General features: G+C 41.2%; 9 protein-coding genes, 1 tRNA gene and 1 pseudogene. 8 read left to right on the forward strand and 3 right to left on the reverse strand.

All coding sequences use genetic code 11. The annotated features are described in order from the left end of the window. Positions 1–534: 534 nt before the first annotated feature. The gene (locus CDG76_RS29265) at positions 535–6,204 is read left to right on the forward strand and encodes an alpha-2-macroglobulin family protein (protein WP_190241021.1); all 5,670 of its coding nucleotides are present in this window, start codon (positions 535–537) and stop codon (positions 6,202–6,204) included. A 136-nt stretch (positions 6,205–6,340) separates the two neighbouring features. Next, positions 6,341–7,588 carry an alpha-L-fucosidase gene (locus tag CDG76_RS29270; protein ID WP_094352356.1) on the forward strand — a complete coding sequence of 416 codons (1,248 nt, stop codon included), beginning with the start codon at positions 6,341–6,343 and terminating at the stop codon, positions 7,586–7,588. 192 nt (positions 7,589–7,780) lie between these two features. Here the strand turns inward: CDG76_RS29270 and CDG76_RS29275 are convergent, their stop codons facing one another. Both CDG76_RS29275 and CDG76_RS29280 read right to left on the reverse strand, forming a co-directional pair. After that, entirely contained in the window at positions 7,781–8,233 is a 453-nt protein-coding gene (locus tag CDG76_RS29275) for an Hsp20/alpha crystallin family protein (protein WP_094352357.1), read from the reverse strand. Positions 8,234–8,472: 239 nt separating this feature from the next. Beyond that, positions 8,473–9,183: a class I SAM-dependent methyltransferase gene (locus CDG76_RS29280; protein WP_094352358.1), complete on the reverse strand. Its 711-nt coding sequence runs from the start codon at positions 9,181–9,183 to the stop codon at positions 8,473–8,475. A gap of 453 nt (positions 9,184–9,636) precedes the next feature. Here CDG76_RS29280 and CDG76_RS29285 point away from each other — a divergent pair. From CDG76_RS29285 to CDG76_RS29315, 6 genes and pseudogenes are all read left to right on the forward strand, one after another. Beyond that, a pseudogene (locus CDG76_RS29285) lies at positions 9,637–11,147 on the forward strand (type I restriction-modification system subunit M). 752 nt (positions 11,148–11,899) lie between these two features. Further along, positions 11,900–13,009, forward strand: coding sequence for a hypothetical protein (locus CDG76_RS29295; RefSeq protein ID WP_094352360.1), 1,110 nt, complete (start codon positions 11,900–11,902; stop codon positions 13,007–13,009). Next, the gene (locus CDG76_RS29300) at positions 13,002–14,333 is read left to right on the forward strand and encodes a restriction endonuclease subunit S (RefSeq protein WP_094352361.1); all 1,332 of its coding nucleotides are present in this window, start codon (positions 13,002–13,004) and stop codon (positions 14,331–14,333) included. The genes CDG76_RS29295 and CDG76_RS29300 overlap by 8 nt, the downstream gene beginning before the upstream one ends. 181 nt (positions 14,334–14,514) lie before the next feature. After that, on the forward strand, positions 14,515–15,108 hold the full coding sequence (locus CDG76_RS29305; protein ID WP_094352362.1) for a Uma2 family endonuclease: 594 nt from the start codon (positions 14,515–14,517) through the stop codon (positions 15,106–15,108). Then, a complete protein-coding gene (locus CDG76_RS29310; protein WP_094352363.1) occupies positions 15,095–18,352 on the forward strand; it encodes a type I restriction endonuclease subunit R in 3,258 nt (1,085 codons plus the stop codon). The genes CDG76_RS29305 and CDG76_RS29310 overlap by 14 nt, the downstream gene beginning before the upstream one ends. Further along, entirely contained in the window at positions 18,349–19,068 is a 720-nt protein-coding gene (locus CDG76_RS29315) for a M48 family metallopeptidase (protein WP_094352364.1), read from the forward strand. Before CDG76_RS29310 ends, CDG76_RS29315 begins: the two co-directional genes overlap by 4 nt. Before the next feature lie 3 nt (positions 19,069–19,071). Here CDG76_RS29315 and CDG76_RS29320 read toward each other — a convergent pair. Beyond that, positions 19,072–19,144: transfer RNA gene (locus CDG76_RS29320), tRNA-Ala, on the reverse strand. Between the last annotated feature and the right edge of the window lie 41 nt (positions 19,145–19,185).

The raw sequence follows: 19,185 nt of genomic DNA on the forward strand, positions 1-19,185 counted from the left end.
TCCCCTGTCCAAGAATACCTACCTTAATCTTGACGCAGCGATTACATCTACATCAGTAAATATTTCAAATCCTTAATAATTAATTTTTACTAACTCAGCAGATGTAAATTAATGTTTGCGAAATTTAAATACTTCTTTATAGTTAAGAATTGTAGTTATTTTTGGAACAATAACACTAGATTAGTTATCTATGTAAATAAACATACGTTACATCCGCAGTTTGTGTAAAAACAACTAGTTATCTTACGTCCTTTATTAGCCTTGGCATTTCCGACTCCATCAGGGAATGAAAGTTTTTATTTGCTATAGTGCGTGAATTTTTTATTTTTAATTACTAGAAAAATGATTATCAGAGTTTTACTGCGTTTCCAGCATAAAATAACCTATCGCCTTCTTAGGGTTATTGGCAGTAGCCTGCGGCAAGCCGTTCGCGTAGCGTCTCGTAGAGAAGCGTCTACGTTAAAAAAAATTAGACGTTTTTCAAGGCGGAAGAGAACAATACAGTTTCTTCTTCTTTTTACATTTATATTAGGGATGGCAGGGTGTAATTTTTTTGGTATCAACTCAAGTAAAGAACAACTTCCAGCAGTTTCCTCACTCACACCACCAAAATTACCAGGCTGGATTGAACAAATAAGTCCCATTGGAGATGCAAAACCCCTCAATCAAATCCGCATCCGTTTTAAAGAGGCTTTAATCCCAGTTGAAAGTCTTGATAGTCCAGAACAGCAAAAAATATTACAAAAATTTGCCCTTTGGCCGCCTTTACCCGGTCAATTTCGCTTTTTAACACCGCGTATGGTGGGATTTCAAGCTGAGAAGGCATTACCAATAGCGACACGATTTCAAGTCACTCTAAAAGCAGGTTTAGCTGATTTAAAAAATCATCGCCTAGACAAAGATTTGCCTTGGACTTTTAATACCGAATCTATCAACCTGACTAATTTACCCGGTGTCAACCCCATTGAAAAGGCTGATATCGAGCCAATTGATTTACAACAAAAGTTACAGTTTACTTCCAATGTAGAATTGGATTTAGCTTCTGTACAAGAACATTTACAGTTAATTCCCGAAGGTAAAAATAAAGGTATAGGTTTTAAAGTCGAATTAAACAAAGAAGAAAAACCATTAAAAAATGAAGAAGACCCTTTAGAAAAGTTTGACCCTTCAGCACGCAATTGGATTTATAATCTCATCCCACAGCAAAATCTGGAAAAAGCAACTAGTTATCGGCTAGTATTTTCTCCCGGAATCCTTCCTGCTTATGGCAATCTAGCTACAGCGAAAGAATTTGCCAGTAAATTAGCAACTTATTCGCCTTTGGCATTTCAGAAAATTAACTTTTACGGACAGCCGGATTCAGGCGGAACATTTGGACGATTTGTTAAAGGCAGTCCGCAGCTAGAATTTAATAACGTTTTATTAGCCGATTCAGCTAAAGAAAACATTACTATTAATCCAGCACCAAAAGAAATTTCGAGAATTTTGGAAGTTAATGATGAAGATAAAATTGTCGGTATCAATCCTTATGCGCTAGAACCTGCTAAGACTTATACAATTACTATCGGCGAAAATCTCAAAGATAAGTTTGGGCAAACTTTGGGTAAACCCGTCACCCTTAAATATGATACTGGAGATTTAGCTGGTGATATTTGGGTACCATCAGATTTGAATATTTTCCCCACAAGTAAAGATTTACAGCTAAATATTAGTACGGGTAATCTGCCAGAATCTAAATATAAAGCCGCTTATCGAGTAGTTCAACCAATAGATTTAGTTTATTTTAATAATAGTAGTGATTTATTACCACAACCTTCTGATTGGCAAAGCTTTAAGGTATCGGGTAAGAAAAATCAATCAGTTGATGTTGCTGTTCCTTTGCGAGAAAAAATTAGTGCTGCTACGGGGATGTTAGCTTATGGAGTTCAAGCCCGCACTAATAAATATCAGGATAATGGTAAGGAACTGTGGCGCGAACCTACGACTTATGGCTTAGTTGAATTGACTAATTTGGGCGTATTTACTCAGTGGTTTCCTGAGTCAGGGTTAATTCGTGTCAATCATCTTACAGATGGTTCGCCAGTTAAAGCGGCTGCTGTTGAAATTTATCAATCAAAATTACAAGCAAAATCTCGCCCCGAACCTTTACCTTGTGCAACAGGTAAAACTGATGACAATGGAATTTTTAGAATTGCTCGTGAAGGATTACAGAAATGTTATTCTGGGAATGAAAGCTCTAGTAAATCACCACAGTTATTAGTAATTGCCCGTGAGAATCAAGATTGGGCATTTGCTAGAACTGAAGAATATAGCGGTGTTTATGGCTACGGTATTGATGCGGGTTGGCAAGATAAGAAGCCAGAATCACGCGGGGTAATTTTCTCGGATAGACAGTTATATCAACCAGGCGAAAAGGCTTGGTTAACTGGTTTTGCAGACTATTTACAAAATGGTGTAATTCAGCAGGATAAAAATGCTGCTTACCAATTAACTTTGGTAAATCCCGATGGACAAAAAACTAGCTTAGGTACGCAAACTACAAATGAATTTGGCAGTTTTTCTCTGGAACTGCCAATTAAAACTACTCAGCGCTTAGGCTACTATACAATCCAAGCGAAAGGTAAAAATGGACAAGAAATTTCTGGAGAATTTCGGGTAGCTGAGTTTAAGCCACCCAATTTTAAAGTCGAACTCAACTTAGATAAAGAATTTGCTCTCATTGACGAGAAAGTTAATATTAATGCTACAAGCAATTATTTGTTTGGCGCACCTGTAGAAGGTGGAGAAGCAAAATATTTTATCACTCGCCAGCAGGCTGATTTTGTTCCTAAAGGTTGGGAAGGATTTACTTTTGGTAGGCAATGGTTATGGCCGGAGGAAACGCCTACTATATCTACTGATGTATTGCAAACTAATGCCCAACTAGATGCTAATGGTAAAAGTAGTCAAACTGTAAATGTGGCTAATGATTTACCATATCCGATGACTTACCAAGTAGATGTGCAAGTTGCAGATGTTTCTAATTTGTCTGTAGCGAATTCTAAAACATTTACAGCTTTACCGAGTAATCGCCTCATCGGATTAAAAAGTAATTTTATTGCTGATGCTGGTAAGCCTTTCCCGATTGAAGTGATTGTTACTGACCCTACAGGAAAACCAATCACAGGTCAACGGGTGCACCTGGAATTACAACAGATTAAATATAGCAGCGTCACGCAGTTGGTGGAAGGTAGCCGAACTCCAAAAAATCAAATTGAATATAAAACAGTGGGACAAGCAGAAATTACATCTGCAAGTAATCCGCAATCAGTAAGTTTAACAGCACCGGAATCCGCTTCATATCGGATTAGAGTTAATTTTAGCGATGCAAAAAGCGAATCAAGTGCTACAGATTTGCAAATTTGGGCAACTGGAGAAAATCCGGTATTTTGGGGTTCTAGACAAGAAGATGTCTTAGAAGTTAAACTAGATAAAAAAGAGTTCAAAGCAGGCGAAACCGCTACTGTATTAATTCAATCTCCCTATCCAGATGCAGAATTGTACTTTGCTGTGATTAAAGATAAACCTCTTTATCAGCAGATTATTAAAGTTCAGGGAGGCGCACCACAAATTCAGTTTCAAGTTACACCAGAAATGCTGCCAAATGCAGCCATTGAAGCTGTCTTAGTAAGACAAGGTAAACCCATTAACCAAGTGGAAGCGGGAAGTTTAGATAACTTGGTGAAGATTGGTTTTACTCCTTTTAAAGTTAATTTAGAAGATAAGTATTTAAAACTGCAAGTTAAACCAGTGCAAGCATCATTAGAACCTGGCGCAGAAGAAACGGTACAACTAGAACTGAAGGACAATCAAGGAAACCCCACCAAAGGACAGTTTACAGTCATGGTGGTAAACGAGGCAGTGTTACAACTTTCTGGTTATCGTCCGCCAGATTTGGTAGATACAGTTTATGCAGAACAGCCAATTTCCACGCGCTTTAGCGATAATCGACCAGATGTCATATTACAACCACAAAATATAGCTAAACCCAAAGGTTGGGGTTATGGCGGTGGTTTCTCAACTGGTGCAGCCAATACTCGCGCCCGCACCGACTTTCAAGCCTTAGCTTACTACAACGGTTCTGTTCTCACCGATGCAAATGGTAATGCACAGATAACCTTTAAACTCCCGGATGACTTAACTACATGGCGAGTGATGGCTGTGGCCACCGATGGAAATCTGCGTTTCGGGAATGGGGAGGCGACCTTTATCAGCACCAAGCCACTGCTAACTAATGCCATCTTGCCACAGTTTGCCCGTCCAGGCGATCGCATCCTCGCTGGTTTATCTGTAACTAATAACACTGGGAATACAGGAAATCTCTCAATTAATGGCGAACTTAGCGGTAATGTGAAGTTTACTGACAAAAACCCCACAGCGACTTCTTTGCAAACCAAAGCCGAATCTGCAACTCATGCTTATCGCTTTCCCATGCTGGCGGATAGTGTGGGAACTGGTAAAGTTCGCTTTACGACTCAGCTAAATGGTACAGCCGCAGATGCTTTTGAAGTACCTTTGGAAATTAAGCCAATTGAAATTACAGAACAAGTCGTTGAATCTGGTGTTACTGACAAACAGGTGAAGATTCCTTTGAATGTTGATAAAAATACCTTCCCTGATGCGGGGGGTTTAGATATTCAGTTGGCGAGTACTTTGATTCCAGAAATTAAAGCACCAGCAAAACAAGTTTTAGAAGATGATGATTTACCATTTACAGAACCGGCGGCGAGTCAGTTAATAATTGCGGCAAATTTGCAAACTCTTGCCCAAAAATATGGTCAGACCTTTGCAGAATTTAATCCTAGCCAACAAGCGAGTCAAGCAATTGAAAAATTACAAAAACTCCAAATAGCCGATGGTGGTTTTGCTGCTTTCCCTGGACAAGAAAAATCCGACCCTTGGGTTTCTTCCTATACGGGTGAATCTTTGGCTAAAGCTAGTCAGGTGTTCCCTAATTTAGTCGATTCTGCAATGGTATCTCGCCTGAAAGCCTATTTACAAAAAGTTCTAGCAAACCCCGGAGAATACGACTTTTGTAAACAACTACTCTGTAAAAGGCAGCTACAACTTAATGCTTTAATCTCTTTAGCAGACTTGGGAGACAAACGCAATACTTTCCTCGCAGATATTTATGAACAGCGCAATAACTTTGATGTAGCAACTCAAATTAAACTAGCAGGATACTTATCTCAATTCCCAGAATGGCAAGATGAATCTCAGCAATTAGTGAATAAGCTGCAACAGAATATTTATGAAACTGGTCGCACAGCAGTTGTGAGTTTACCAACTAGTTGGGGATGGATGAGTTCATCTACCACGACGCAAGCGCAAGCTTTACGATTATTTATTGCCAAACAAAGTAAACCCGAAGTTATAGATAAGTTATTCCAAAGTCTTTTGGCATTGCGACGAGATGGTACATGGCAAACTAACTATAATAATGCCCAAGCTTTAACAGCTTTGGTAGATTATAGTCAACTGCAAGCCACACCACCTAATTTTGTTGCCACAGTGGAATTAGCTGGTAATAAGTTAGGAGAAAATCAGTTTAATGGCTACCAAAATTCCAGCTTACAGCTAAATGTGCCGATGAATAAATTACCTCGTGGGCGTAATGATTTAACGCTGCAAAAATCAGGTAATGGCACTTTGCACTATCTGGTTGCTTACAATTATCGCTTGCAAGGAAATCAAGCAGGCAGATTTAACGGACTACGCATAACACGAGAAATTAGTCAAGTAAATAAAGAGAAAGTTTTGCAAAAAACAGGTCTTTATGCTTTCGATAAACCCTTGACTTTAGCCTCTGGACAGGTGTTTGATATTGGTTTAGAAATCATCGCCGATCGTTCTGTGGATCATCTGGTGATAAAAGATCCGTTACCATCAGGTTTTGAGGCAGTGGATGCAAGTTTTCAAACTACCACAGCTGCATTACAAGCAAAAGCCGATAGCTGGGAACTTGGTTTTAAGAATGTGTACCGCGATCGCATTATCGCCTACGCCGACCACCTGGAACCAGGAGTTTATAGCCTCCATTACTTAGTCCGTTCTGTTACTCCTGGTACATTTTCTTGGCCTGGTGCAGAAGTTCACTTGCAATATACGCCAGAAGAATTTGGGCGTACTGCTGAGTCTACATTGGTGATTGAGGATAAGTCGTGACAACTGGGTTCTATAACCAATGCGATCGCATTTTCACCTCAGCCAACAAATAATAACAACCAAAATCTGTATATGTACTAATATGCAAAGGGAGCTATTTCTCCTTTATTAAGCAGAATTATTACCAAATTTCACCATGATGAATAACTGGTTTGATACAGCTCGATTGGGGATGTTTATTCATTGGGGACATAGTTCCCAACAAGGATGTGAGTTATCTTGGCCGTTAGTTGGGGGTGTATTCAGCCTACCTTTTTGCAAAGATATTCCAGTTGAGAAATATCACTACACAGCGAATACTTTCAATCCACAGCAATACAATCCTCAAGAATGGGCAGATTTAGCAAAAAGTCTAGGAATGAAATATGCCATATTAACAGCCAAACATCATAATGGTTTTGCCCTATTCCATACGCAAGAATCAAACTTTTCAATTGCATCTGCACCTTATAAAAAAGATATTGTACGTGAATATATCGAAGCGATGCGCTCTGTAGGATTGCGTATTGGTCTTTATTTTTCGCTTAGTGACTGGCATCATCCAGATTATCCAGCTTTTACAGAAACAGATAAACCTTATCGCTTTGACCGGCTACCTCAACCTACAGCAGAACAGTGGGAGCGATATATCCAATTTATGTTCAATCAGATACGAGAATTATTGACTAACTATGGTCAAATTGACATCATTTGGTTTGACGGAAGTTGGGAACGCACTCCAGAGCAATGGCAGGCTCAAGAATTAGCAAAAATGATTCGTGATTTACAACCTAATATTCTCATCAACGATCGTCTTCCGAATTGTGGAGATTTTGAGACTCCTGAGCAGTTTATTCCTCCTCACCCACCCGATCGTACTTGGGAAACTTGTCTGACTATTAACGAGAGTTGGGGATATAATTCAGATGATTGCAACTTCAAATCGTCTCGTCAATTGATTCACACTCTTTGCGAAGTAGCAGGCAAAGGGGGCAACCTCTTGCTTAATGTTAGTCCAATGGGTAATGGACAAATCCCTCCTGAGCAGTCAGAGCGCCTCAAAGATATAGCAGATTGGATGGGGAGCCACTCTGAAAGTATACTTGATACAACCCCAGGATTAGAACCGTGGCAATTTTATGGCCCCTCAACTCGTAAGGGCAATCGCATTTATTTACACCTATTAATGAAACCTTACGAAACAATATCAGTTAGGGGTATACCAATCAAACAAGTAAAATCGGTGTTTGTTCTTGCTGACGGCACAGCACTAACCTACACAAGTCGCTGTGCAATTATTGATTCTATCCTCAATTCTAATCCGTTAGGAGAATTAACAATTGATGTGCCTGAATCAGTAATTAATCCATACGTTACAGTGATTTGTATTGATATTGATTCTTGAGTAATTAATGTAAATTCATTAACAGTGCAGCGATCGCTCCAATTCTTAGAGCTAAAGAGAGCGATAGCGACGTAGGAGCGTCACAGCCCATTAAAGTAGCTTAAAGTAGAGATCGCATACAAAAAAGCCCAGTCATTTCTAACTGGGCTTTTAGCTATCTCAATCAATTATTGGAGGTGAGTAGTTTCGCACTTATGAAGCAGGTTGTTCTAGATTAACCTTGACAACTTTGTTCTTTTCTTGCTCGGACTTGGGCAGTGTCAAATTCAAGATCCCGTCTTTATAATCTGCGGTAACATTGGTATTTTGAACCCTAGCAGATAGAGGAATTACACGTTGGAACTTGCCGTAGTAAAATTCACTCTTGGTAATACCCTTGTCTTGGGTTTTAGTTTCAGACTTGCGCTCACCGCTAATGTGAACAGCGTCTTGGGTGACTTGAATATCTAAGTCTTTAGCTTCCAGTCCTGGCAGTTCTAGCTTGAGATGAATCGCATCATCAGTTTCGTGCAACTCAGCAGCCGGAACTCTGACAAAGCCTTTTTCAAGCCGTGCAGATGGTACTCTGGTATCTCCAAATAAGCCGTTGATGTGACGTTCTAAAGCGTTCAATTCTTGCCAGGGGTTGTAACGAACTAGTACCATAACTCTTTCTCGGAAAAATTCAGCTATTGTTTAATCGTTTTTGCACTTGATTTTGTGCTGTATGTATTCATAATAAGTATGGTTCAAACTCCTGTAAATTCGGTAATCATCACCTAATTAAATGATGATTACCGCACTTAATTAGACCTAAAAAAAGATTACGGTTTACTCTAATTTCTCTGTTCGGTAAACCAGAATAATAACTTTGAGAATTTGTAAAATCCTTACGCAGCAAGGAATTAGGTTTTGGCTGCATAATTTAAATCTGTCAAATAATTATGCCTTTGATATTCAATCCGCACTTGCTTAACGTCAAGCTCAGATTCTAAAAATACGAGTTTTTCTACTTGCTGTAATCCCACATTTTCAAACTGTGCTAATTCTGAGTCTGATAATGGCCAAGGTGGGCCAGAGGGTTCAACTTCTGTATCTCGAACACGAGTAATCAGCAAAAGTATGCCACTAGGAGCAACAAAGGAGGTAACTGAAGAAATAACCCCAGAACGCACATTCAACGGCAAAGCTTGAATATTACGACATTCAAAAACAAAATCAAAAGCTTGATGCCATTGTGAGGGAATTGCTAACAAATCTGCGACTACATAGTTGACAGTCGAATCTGGAAATCGCTCTTGACACCAAGCGATCGCTGTCGGTGAAATATCAAAGGCAGTTACTTCAAATCCCAGATGAGCTAAAGCTTCGGCATCATCTCCCAAGCCGCAACCAATGACTAGCGCCTTTTGCTCAGAAGCGAACGGTTGATGATTCTTCAACCAATCTTGTAGATAAGGGTGAGGAGTTAACTTTGCCCAAGGAATTTTTGCTGTATCACCTTTAGCTTCGGTATATAACACTTCAAACCATGCCGATGGTTCTGAGTTTTGTACAGCTTCGGTAGCTAATTTTTTAACATAAAATCGTAAATCTTCAGGTTGCTGTTCAAACATAAAAACTCACATTACTAACAATTGTGCAAAACTTCCGAATCCCCTAAATATTGTAAAGAAGAACAGTTTTATTTTCCTAATTGATGGCAAGCCCTTTACTGTATAAGCATTAACAGCATTTCACAGTTGGCAGTTGTTTTTAATAAACTCTAACAAAAATAAAGCCAATCAGCCGGGTATAAAATACTTTTTTGCCTTCTGGTGGTAACATTAGTGATTGTCTGTAAAAAGACATTTATTTAATTGATTGATGGGTTAAACAGAGAGTAAGTTAGTCAAAAGGTCATTAATGCTGGCTTTGTTTATACTCGCTATCAATAAGTGCTAATACCCACGAAGTAAAGGCAAATTTCTGCTGATCACAAAGTCAGGGATTCTACTGTTATGGCAAAACTCACCCTTCCGAAGCTGGAACGTCACCTTTTTGCGGCGGCTGATATTTTGCGCGGGAAGATGGACGCTTCTGAATATAAGGAATTTATTTTTGGAATGCTGTTTTTAAAGCGGGCTGCTGATGTGTTTGATGTCCGCTATCAGCAAATTGTCAAGAATTTTATGGATAAAGGGCTGAGTGAGGAAGCTGCTAAGGAAAGGGCGGAAAATGATAACCGCTATATTGCAACTGATGCAGAAGCCTATACGTTATTTGTACCGATAGAATCTCGTTGGAGTACCATAGTTAACACCTTTCATCAACAGATAGGCAACAAACTTAATATTGCCCTACACAAACTTGCTGATGCTAATCCGGCAGTGTTACGGGATGTTTTTGAGCATATTGATTTTAATAAGCAGGTGGGTGGCAAGAGTACGTTAAGCGATTTGCAATTACGCCAAATGATAGAACATTTTGACAAGCGATCGCTACGTAATGAAGATTTAGAATTTCCCGATTTGTTGGGTGCAGCCTATGAGTATTTAATTTATTTCTTTGCGGACTCTGCTGGTAAAAAAGGCGGTGAATTTTATACTCCCCGTGGGGTGGTAAAGTTAATGGTGCGAATTGTCAACCCCCAAGAAAGGATGGAGGTTTATGACCCCTGCGTAGGTTCGGGGGGAATGTTAATTTTGTCGAAGCAGCAGAAGAACACGGTGGAAACTCCCGCAATTTGAGGCTTTACGGCCAAGACAATAACGGGGGAGTTTGGGCTATCTGCAAGATGAATTTATTACTGCATGGCATCCCCAACGCTGTGCTTCATAACGACGATACCTTGATGGTGCCGATTAAAGACGCGGGAAACTTAAAGCATTATGACCGAATATTGAGTAATCCGCCATTTTCGCAAAACTACAGCCTGGGTAATAAAGATAACCAGATGGAGTTTAAAGAACGATTCCGCGTTTTTTGCCCTACGAGTGGAAAAGCTGATTTAATGTTCGCCCAGCATATCCTAGCGGTGTTAAAGCAAGATGGGATTATGGCGACAGTTATGCCGCATGGGGTACTGTTTCGCGGTGGAGAAGAGAAGAAAATCCGCCAGTTATTTATTCAAGAAGATAATTTAGAGGCGGTGATTGGCTTACCACCACAATTATTTTATGGTACTGGGATTCCGGCGTGTATTTTGGTGATGCGTCCCAAAGGTGCCAAACCAGCAGCAACTCAAGGTAAGGTGTTATTTATCAACGCTGATGCAGAATTTCAGGCTGGACGCGCTCAAAATTCTTTGCGTCCTGAACATATAGAAAAAATTGTTTCAGCTTATGAAGATTTTACAACTAATGCCGATTATCCGGGGATTCCTGGTTATGCGGCGGTGGTGACTCAACAACAATTAGCTGACTATGAATATAACTGCAATATTCGCCGCTATGCTGATAATACCCCACCGCCAGAACCTCAAGATGTGCGATCGCACATCTTGGGTGGTGTACCAAAGTCTGAGGTGGATGCAAAGCAGGAATTGTTTGCTAGTCACGGTTTTGACCCGATGACTTTGTTGCAAGCAAGGGTTGATTAATTCGTAATTCGTAATTCGTAATTTGTAATTACTCTATGGGATGAGTCCCCAAGTTTAAAAATATGGATGTATAACAAGGCGATGTATTGGCATAACAAGGCGATGCATTGGCATAACAAGGCGATGCATTGGCATAACAAGGCAATGTATTGGCATAACGAGGCGATGTATTGGCATAACAAGGCGATGTATTGGCATAACGAGGCGATGTATTGGCATAACGAGGCGATGTATTGGCATAACGAGGCGATGTATTGGCATAACGAGGCGATGTATTGGCATAACACTAACGTATTATTCGCGGTTTTTGGTGCGTTACGCTAACGCGGTAACACACCCTACTGGCGTGACAAGGCTAAAATGTTGCAAAAAAATGTAGGTTGGGTGGAGGCTTTGCGTAACCCAACATCCTGATATATGTTGGGTTGCGCTCCGCTCCACCCAACTTACGCCTAATGCATTATTTTAGTCTTGCCACGCTACTACTAGCGTGTCAAGACTAAAATAATGCAATAAATTTTCTTGTGGGGCGGGCATCTTGCCCGCCAAGAAGGACGGGCTAGAAGCCCATCCCACAAGAGTTTGCTAATGCACAAATTTAGCCTTGACACGCTACTACAACTACTTAGGAAACCAATAAAACCTAACCCCCAGCCCCTTCCCTACAAGGGAAGGGGAGTAAGATTCAAAGCCTCTCTCCTCTTAGGAGAGAGGTTTGGAGAGAGGTCAAAATTAATTACGAATTAATAAACATGGAAGAATATTTAGATTTTCAGCCAACGTTAACCGAACGCGCCCAAATTAAGCAGCGCATTGAAACAGATGCCGGGATTGTACAACAGGAGGAGAAACTGCGGCAAGTTACTCTCAATTGGTGGCAAGAACATCAACAGCGTTTAATTGATTTGCCTAAAAATAAGCAGTTGATGAAGCTGCGGGCAGAATTTTTACAGACATTTGAAGCGGCGGTGCGTCCCATTGGTTTGTTAGATAGGTTTAAGACTATGGGAGTTATTGCTAGTTGGTGGGAAGATGCTTATGAGGTTTCTGCGGATTTGAAACGTTTAGCGAATTTGGGTTTTAAAGGTTTGATTGATTCTTGGGTGGATACAATTCGGGATGCTTTGGAAGATACGGAAAGTAAGCAATCTGGTAATAAGTTTGACGCTTTGAGTCACAAAATTGTCCCGGCGCTGGTTCCCCAGTATTTGCAACAGTTGGAAGATGCTGAGGCGGATGTGGCGACGTTGGAACAGGAGAAGGAAGCTTTTGAACAAGGGGAGGAAGGGGAAGCGTCGGAAGATGGGGAAGCTGTTAATTTTGTCAAGCAATTAGAAGAACAACTGAAAGATTTGAAATATGCAATTAAGGATGGTCAAAAACGGCTGAAGGAATTGCTGGGAACTGACCGCAAGAAGGGGTCGATTAAGTATGAGAATAAGCAGGGAAATGATACCACTGATTTAGAAGAGGAATTGGCTAATCTGCAATCAATGGTGATTCCAAAAGAGCAGGAAATTGCCGAGATTGAGGTGCAATTGCAACCTTATAAGGAGATTTTGGAAAGGTTGAAGGAAGCACGTAAGGGTGTGCGGGAGTTGAAAGGGTTGCTTGTTAAAGAGTTGGAAGCAGCGAGTGCAGGTTTAAGTGAGGAGAAAGCGCAGGGGTTAGTGTTGGATTTGTTTAAGGCGGATTTGTTGATGCAGTTGGAGAGATATGTCAGTGAACACCGTCAGATGGTGATTGCTGCGGTTGAGAATTGGTGGGATAAGTATCGGGTGACGTTGGCGGAAATTGAGAAGGAGGAGGAGGAGGTTAATCTAAGGTTGAGTGAGTTGTTGAAGGGGTTGGGTTATGTCTGAAGCCCTCGTTAAGTCGGAGACTTTCAATAATACACCTATCGGAAATTTTCCATTAGATTGGGATATTGTAGCTATTGGTGATATTGCTACTTATGTGGGTAGTGGAATAACTCCTAAAGGCGGAAGTAATATTTATAAGAAAGAAGGAATTTTATTTATCCGAAGTCAGAACGTTACTTTTGAGGGCTTATTGCTAGATGATGTAGCCCACATTGATGAAAGAATTCACAAAATCATGAAACGCAGTGAGGTTTTTGCCCATGATGTTCTTTTGAATATCACAGGCGCATCAATAGGCCGTTGCTGTCCACTTCCAGAAGGACTTGGAAAAGTTAATGTTAATCAACATGTTTGTGCTATTCGTTTACCAAATTCTAACAGCGAGAATGCAATATTTTTATCATCTGTGCTTGCATCTTATATTGGTGAATCTCAAATTAACAAACTTAATGCAGGTGGAAATCGTGAAGGATTAAATTATCAACAGCTTCGTGCTTTTTTGATTCCCTTACCTCCAACAAAAGAACGTGCTGACATCGCTAAAATATTAGACACAGTTGATAAAGCGATCGCACTCACCGACACTCACATCACAAAACTTAAAAAAGCTAAAGCCGGACTGCTGCACGACCTCCTCACACGCGGTATTGACGATCATGGCGAACTGAGAGATTATACACGTAACCCTGAATTGTTTAAGCGATCGCTCTTGGGGATAATCCCGAAAGATTGGGATGTAGAACCACTTCACAAACATACACTTTCTAGTGCATTCGGGCCACGATTTTCATCTAGTCTCTACGCAGATGATGGCAACGTTGCAACCCTCCGAACAACCGACATGGATGAAGAGGGAAATCTCGATTTATCTACTATGCCACTTGCTCATCTCAATCTTGAGCTTTTCAATTTACATATTCTTGAAGTAGGTGATTTATTAATTTCCCGCAGTGGGACATGTGGAATAACAGCAGTATTTCCAGGATTTAATATCCCAGTATTGCCAGGAGCTTTCTTGATTCGCTTTCGACTTAAAGAAAGTGTGAAAGCAGAGTTTATCAGAAGGTACTTTAATTATGAATTGGGTAGGGCAAGAGTGCTTAATGAAGCTGAGGGCGGTGTCCAAAAAAATCTTAGAGGCAGCACATTACTTAAGCTGTTAATTCCGATTCCACCTAAACAAGAACAGGATGCAATTATTCACCAATTGCGATGTTATGAATCTAGGATTATTACGAGAAAAATTTGTCTAGATAAACTCAAACTTTTAAAAAAAGGCTTAATGTCAGACCTATTAACCGGACGAGTGCGCGTCAAAATTTAACCAACAAAGGATAAAACTGAGAAGAATATAAAACAATACAGTTCAGTTAAGCATTTATTTCTTCTCTCTGTGTTCTCTGCGTCTCTGCGGTTCGTTAAAAAAAATTGGCTTTGACCAAAGAGTTAAGACTTAACTAAACCGTATTCAAATATAAAATACAAAAAAACCGGCAAAAAAGGCAATGATTGCAACACCCAATAAATACCAGATGACTCCTGACGAATATCTCCAATGGGAAGCGACACAGGAGATTAAACACGAGTATATAAATGGCGAAGTTTACGCCATGACAGGCGGGACAATTCCCCATAATGCTATAGCTGTTAACCTCATCGCCGCACTTAGACCCCATGTAAGAGGAAGTTCTTGCAGGGTTTTAGGTTCTGACGCCAAAGTGGGAATTACAGAAAAAGGTTCCTTCTTCTATCCTGATGTACTCGTAACCTGCAACGCCCAAGATAGACAAGCGATTCAAGTCATTCGATTCCCTAAATTAATTGTTGAAGTTCTTTCTCCCGGAACTGAAGCCTACGACCGAGGTGCTAAATTTGCCCAATATCGCCGCCTAGAGAGCTTACAGGAATACGTACTAATTAATTCCGAAAGCATTGGTGTAGAAATATTCCGCATCAACGAACGCAGCAAATGGGAACTAACTTCTTATACCAACGGCGACGAAATTGAGTTAGTTTGTATTGAGTTTAAATTTCCTATCGCACTGCTGTACGAAGATGTAGAACTTCCGCCACAGGAGGCGCAAAATGACGGGACTTGAATACACGCATACAGAACTACCCACAATCGAACAACTCCAAAAAATGCGACAACTTCCCGGCGGTTTAGGCTGGGAATACATCGAAGCAAACCATTTAGCAGCAACCCCCGAACAACGGGACAATTACCACGAAGTTCTCCTAATTCCCCGACTCCAGCGCCAACTGCGAGAAATCAACCCCGACGCCAACGGACAACCCTGGCTAGACGAACGCCGCATCAACCAAGCCATCAACCAACTGCAAAACCTCGGCCCCGGTAAGCTGATGGAGAAAAACGAAACCCTGACAAAACTCCTCCTCACAGGCGTAAAAGTCGAAGGACTCACAGGTAAACAAATTACCATCAACCTGATAGACTTCGACCACCCGGAACGTAACGACTTTCTCGCCATCAGCCAATTCCGCATCGACCCACCGGGAGTAAAAGGCCCCAAAGGTCACTACCGCCCCGATATAATTTTGTTTGTCAACGGTATCCCCCTCGTCGTCATCGAATGCAAAGCCCCAGGTGCAGATATGCTCAAATCTGGGATTCAAGACTTGCTAACTTACTCCAACCAACGCCACAGCCAGCAACCCGAAGGAATTGAGCGCTTATTTCACTACAATCAATTGATGATTTCCTGCACCTCCGGGCGGGCTGTGGTGGGTACGGTGGGGAGTCAACCTAAGCATTATCTGGAATGGAAAGACACCAGCCCGTTTGATTCCAACTTCATCGCCCAGGTTTGTAGTCAGAATTTTAGTGTTGATTTGAGCGCTGAAGCACCCACTACAAACGAGGATTTAATTGATATATCGGGACTTAACCGCCGCCAGCAACTCATCGCCGGAATGCTTCACCCCGCGAATTTGCTGGACATCCTGCGCCACTACATTCTGTTCACAACCAAACACAACCGTCGGATCAAAATAGTCCCGCGTTACCAACAATTCCGAGGCGTATCCAAAGCCGTTGAACGCTTGCTACACGGTAAAACTAAAACAGAACACGGGAGCCAAGACCAGCGCGGCGGTATTATCTGGCACTACCAAGGCTCTGGTAAAAGCTTGGATATGGTGTTTATCCTCCGCAAACTGCGGACAATTCCCCAACTTCAACAGTTTAAAGCGGTCATCGTTACCGATCGCACAGATTTAGAAGACCAACTATCAGAAACAGCAACCCTTTCCGGTCAAACTTTGCAAGTCGCCCAAAACATCAAAGATTTAGCGAAGAAACTGCGACAAACAGGGCCGGGTATTGTTTTTGGGATGGTTCAGAAATTTAACAAAATTAATGAACCGAAAGAATACGCTGATATTGATGAACTAAACAATGCTCTCAATTCATCCGCAGACATTTTACTATTAATCGATGAAGCACACCGCTCTCATAATAAAACTCTCCACGCATATTTATCAGCAGCTTTACCCAACTGCGCCAAAATTGGTTTTACAGGAACTCCCATCATCTCGGCGCAGAAAAAGAAAACCGCCGAAATCTTTGCCAATGACGAAAATCCTTATATTGATATCTACAGTATTCGGGATTCCCAAAAAGATAATGTCACCGTTCCCATTTTCTACGAAGGACTGGAAACAATGGGAGCAGTCAAAGGAGCCACGACTCTAGACCAACTTTTTGAGGTACTATTTCAAGATTCTACCGCAGAAGAACGGGCTGCGATTAAATCCAAATACGCCGGAAAAAGGAACGTTCTCAACGCTAAAGAATTGATGAGAGCCAAGGCTAGACATATCTTACGGCACTATGTTACGCGCATCATGCCGGATAAATTTAAAGCTCAGGTAGCAGCTAGCGATCGCCAAGCTTGTGTTTTGTACCAAGAATATCTTACCGCAGCTAAAACCGAACTGATTCAAGAATTAGAATCAAAAGCCGTTATTTTGCAAAGTCTGACATTAGAATCCGCACCAGCCGAATACCGCACCTTGGTACAAGCTTATTCTTACCTAGATACCATCAAGCGCCTGGAATTTGCGGCGATTATCTCCGCCAACAGCAAACAAGACCCCCAAGCCTGGAAACAATGGACGGATGAAAACAACCACACTACTTACAAAAACCGCTTCTGGAAAAACTTAGATGAAGACGGTTTAGCTTTTTTAATTGTGAATAATAAATTGCTGGTAGGCTTCGACGCACCTTTAGAACAAGTGCTATATGTAGACCGCAGCTTAGTAGAACATGATTTATTACAAGCGATCGCTCGTACTAATCGCACCGCCGAAGGTAAAGACTACGGTTTAATTGTAGACTATTATGGTATCGACATCGCCGCCGCTATGAGTGTCTACGATCAAGAAGATGTCGATGGTGCTTGGTTTGATATCCAAGAAGAATTACCCAAATTAGACGAAACCCACCGCCTGGTAATGAACTTTTGGCAAGAACGCAACTTAAATATTGACGATGACAAAGAAGCTTGTGTAAATATCCTAAATCATGACGAGCGGTCGCGTGCAGAATTTTATCAACTACTGCGGGAATTTCTGCAAGCAATGGATGCCTTTTTACCTCGTCCCCAAGCTTTGCGCTACCTCAAAGATGCCAAAAAATTGGGAGAATTAAAGAAATTAGTTGATGATATTTTCCGAGATGAACGCCCAGAAGACGCTAAAGAAAAAGTTCAAGCGCTGATAGACGAACATATCCAATCTCAGGGTATTAACCTGAAAGTTCCACCAGTAAATATTTTAGACTTGGACTTTGAGCAACGGGTACAACAAAGACATTCCATACAAACTCGCGCGGCGGAAATGGAACACGCCATCCGCTATCACATCCGCACCCATCTAGACGATGACCCAGTTTATTACCGCAACCTCAGCGATAAACTAGAAGAAATTTTACAACGTTTTGGTGACAATTGGGATGCGATCGCTACAGAATTTTTAACCTTAGCCCAAAAAGTCCGAGCCGAACAAACCGAAGTCAGCGAAAATCAACCATCAGCCCGAATTCGTCCTTTCTTCAATCTTCTCATCGATACGCTGCAATCACCAGCACCCGAAATTTCCACCCAACTACAAAACTTTACCACTGAACTGGTAGATTTTATCTACAATCAAAGTCATCTAATCGGCTTCTGGAACGACTTGGTAGCTAGAGATAATCTCCGCAAACAAATCTGGTTAAAATTAGAAGATTTAAATCTCTTCCCAGATAGTAAACTAGATGACTTAGCAGACCAAATCACCCAATTAGCCGAACGACATGATGCAAATCGAGGGCGATGAAAACCATTAATGTTGGAGAACTCTCTTTTGAACTGCGCGAAAGTCCCCGTCGTCGCACAGTTGAAATTACTATCGAACGCGACGGTAAACTAGTCTTGACAACACCACCTCAAGTCCCTCTAGAAAAACTAGGGGAAATTATTGAACAACGCCGCTTCTGGATTTACAGCAAACTGCTAAAAAAATCAGCGATAAAACAGCCAACTGCACAAAAAACTTATTTACCTGGCGAAGGCTTTCACTATTTAGGACGCAGCTATCGCTTGAAATTAGTAGACACCGCAAACAACCCACTTAGACTTTACCAAGGACGCTTTGAACTTTTGCGATCTGCTGAAAGCAGCAGCGCCTCGCTATCGCATCAACAGCAAGGTCGAGATTTATTTATTCAGTGGTATCGCGTACATATTCAAGAGCATTTAGAATCAATTATTACATCCATCGCCAACAGAATCGGCAAAGAACCGACTTCTATACAAGTGCGCGAACTCGGTAATCGTTGGGGTTCATGTAATCCCAAAGGTGATATTTATTTCCATTGGCGGGTTGCTTTGCTTCCTAGTTCCATGATACAATATATAGTCGTTCATGAAATGGTTCACTTAATTCAACCCAACCACAATAGAGATTTCTGGGACAGGGTAGAGCGAATCTTACCTGACTGTGTGGATAGAAAAGAGTGGTTAGCAAAAAACGGCGCAACTTTCAGTTTATAAAAATGGAGAATAGGAGACTCGAACCCCTGACCTCTGCGGTGCGATCGCAGCACTCTACCAACTGAGCTAATTCCCCTTAATCGGTGCTAAGTCAAGAGTAATATCACTCATTAACTC

The sequence above is a fragment of the Nostoc sp. 'Peltigera membranacea cyanobiont' 210A genome, from assembly GCF_002246015.1.
In the GTDB taxonomy this organism is placed as follows: domain Bacteria; phylum Cyanobacteriota; class Cyanobacteriia; order Cyanobacteriales; family Nostocaceae; genus Nostoc.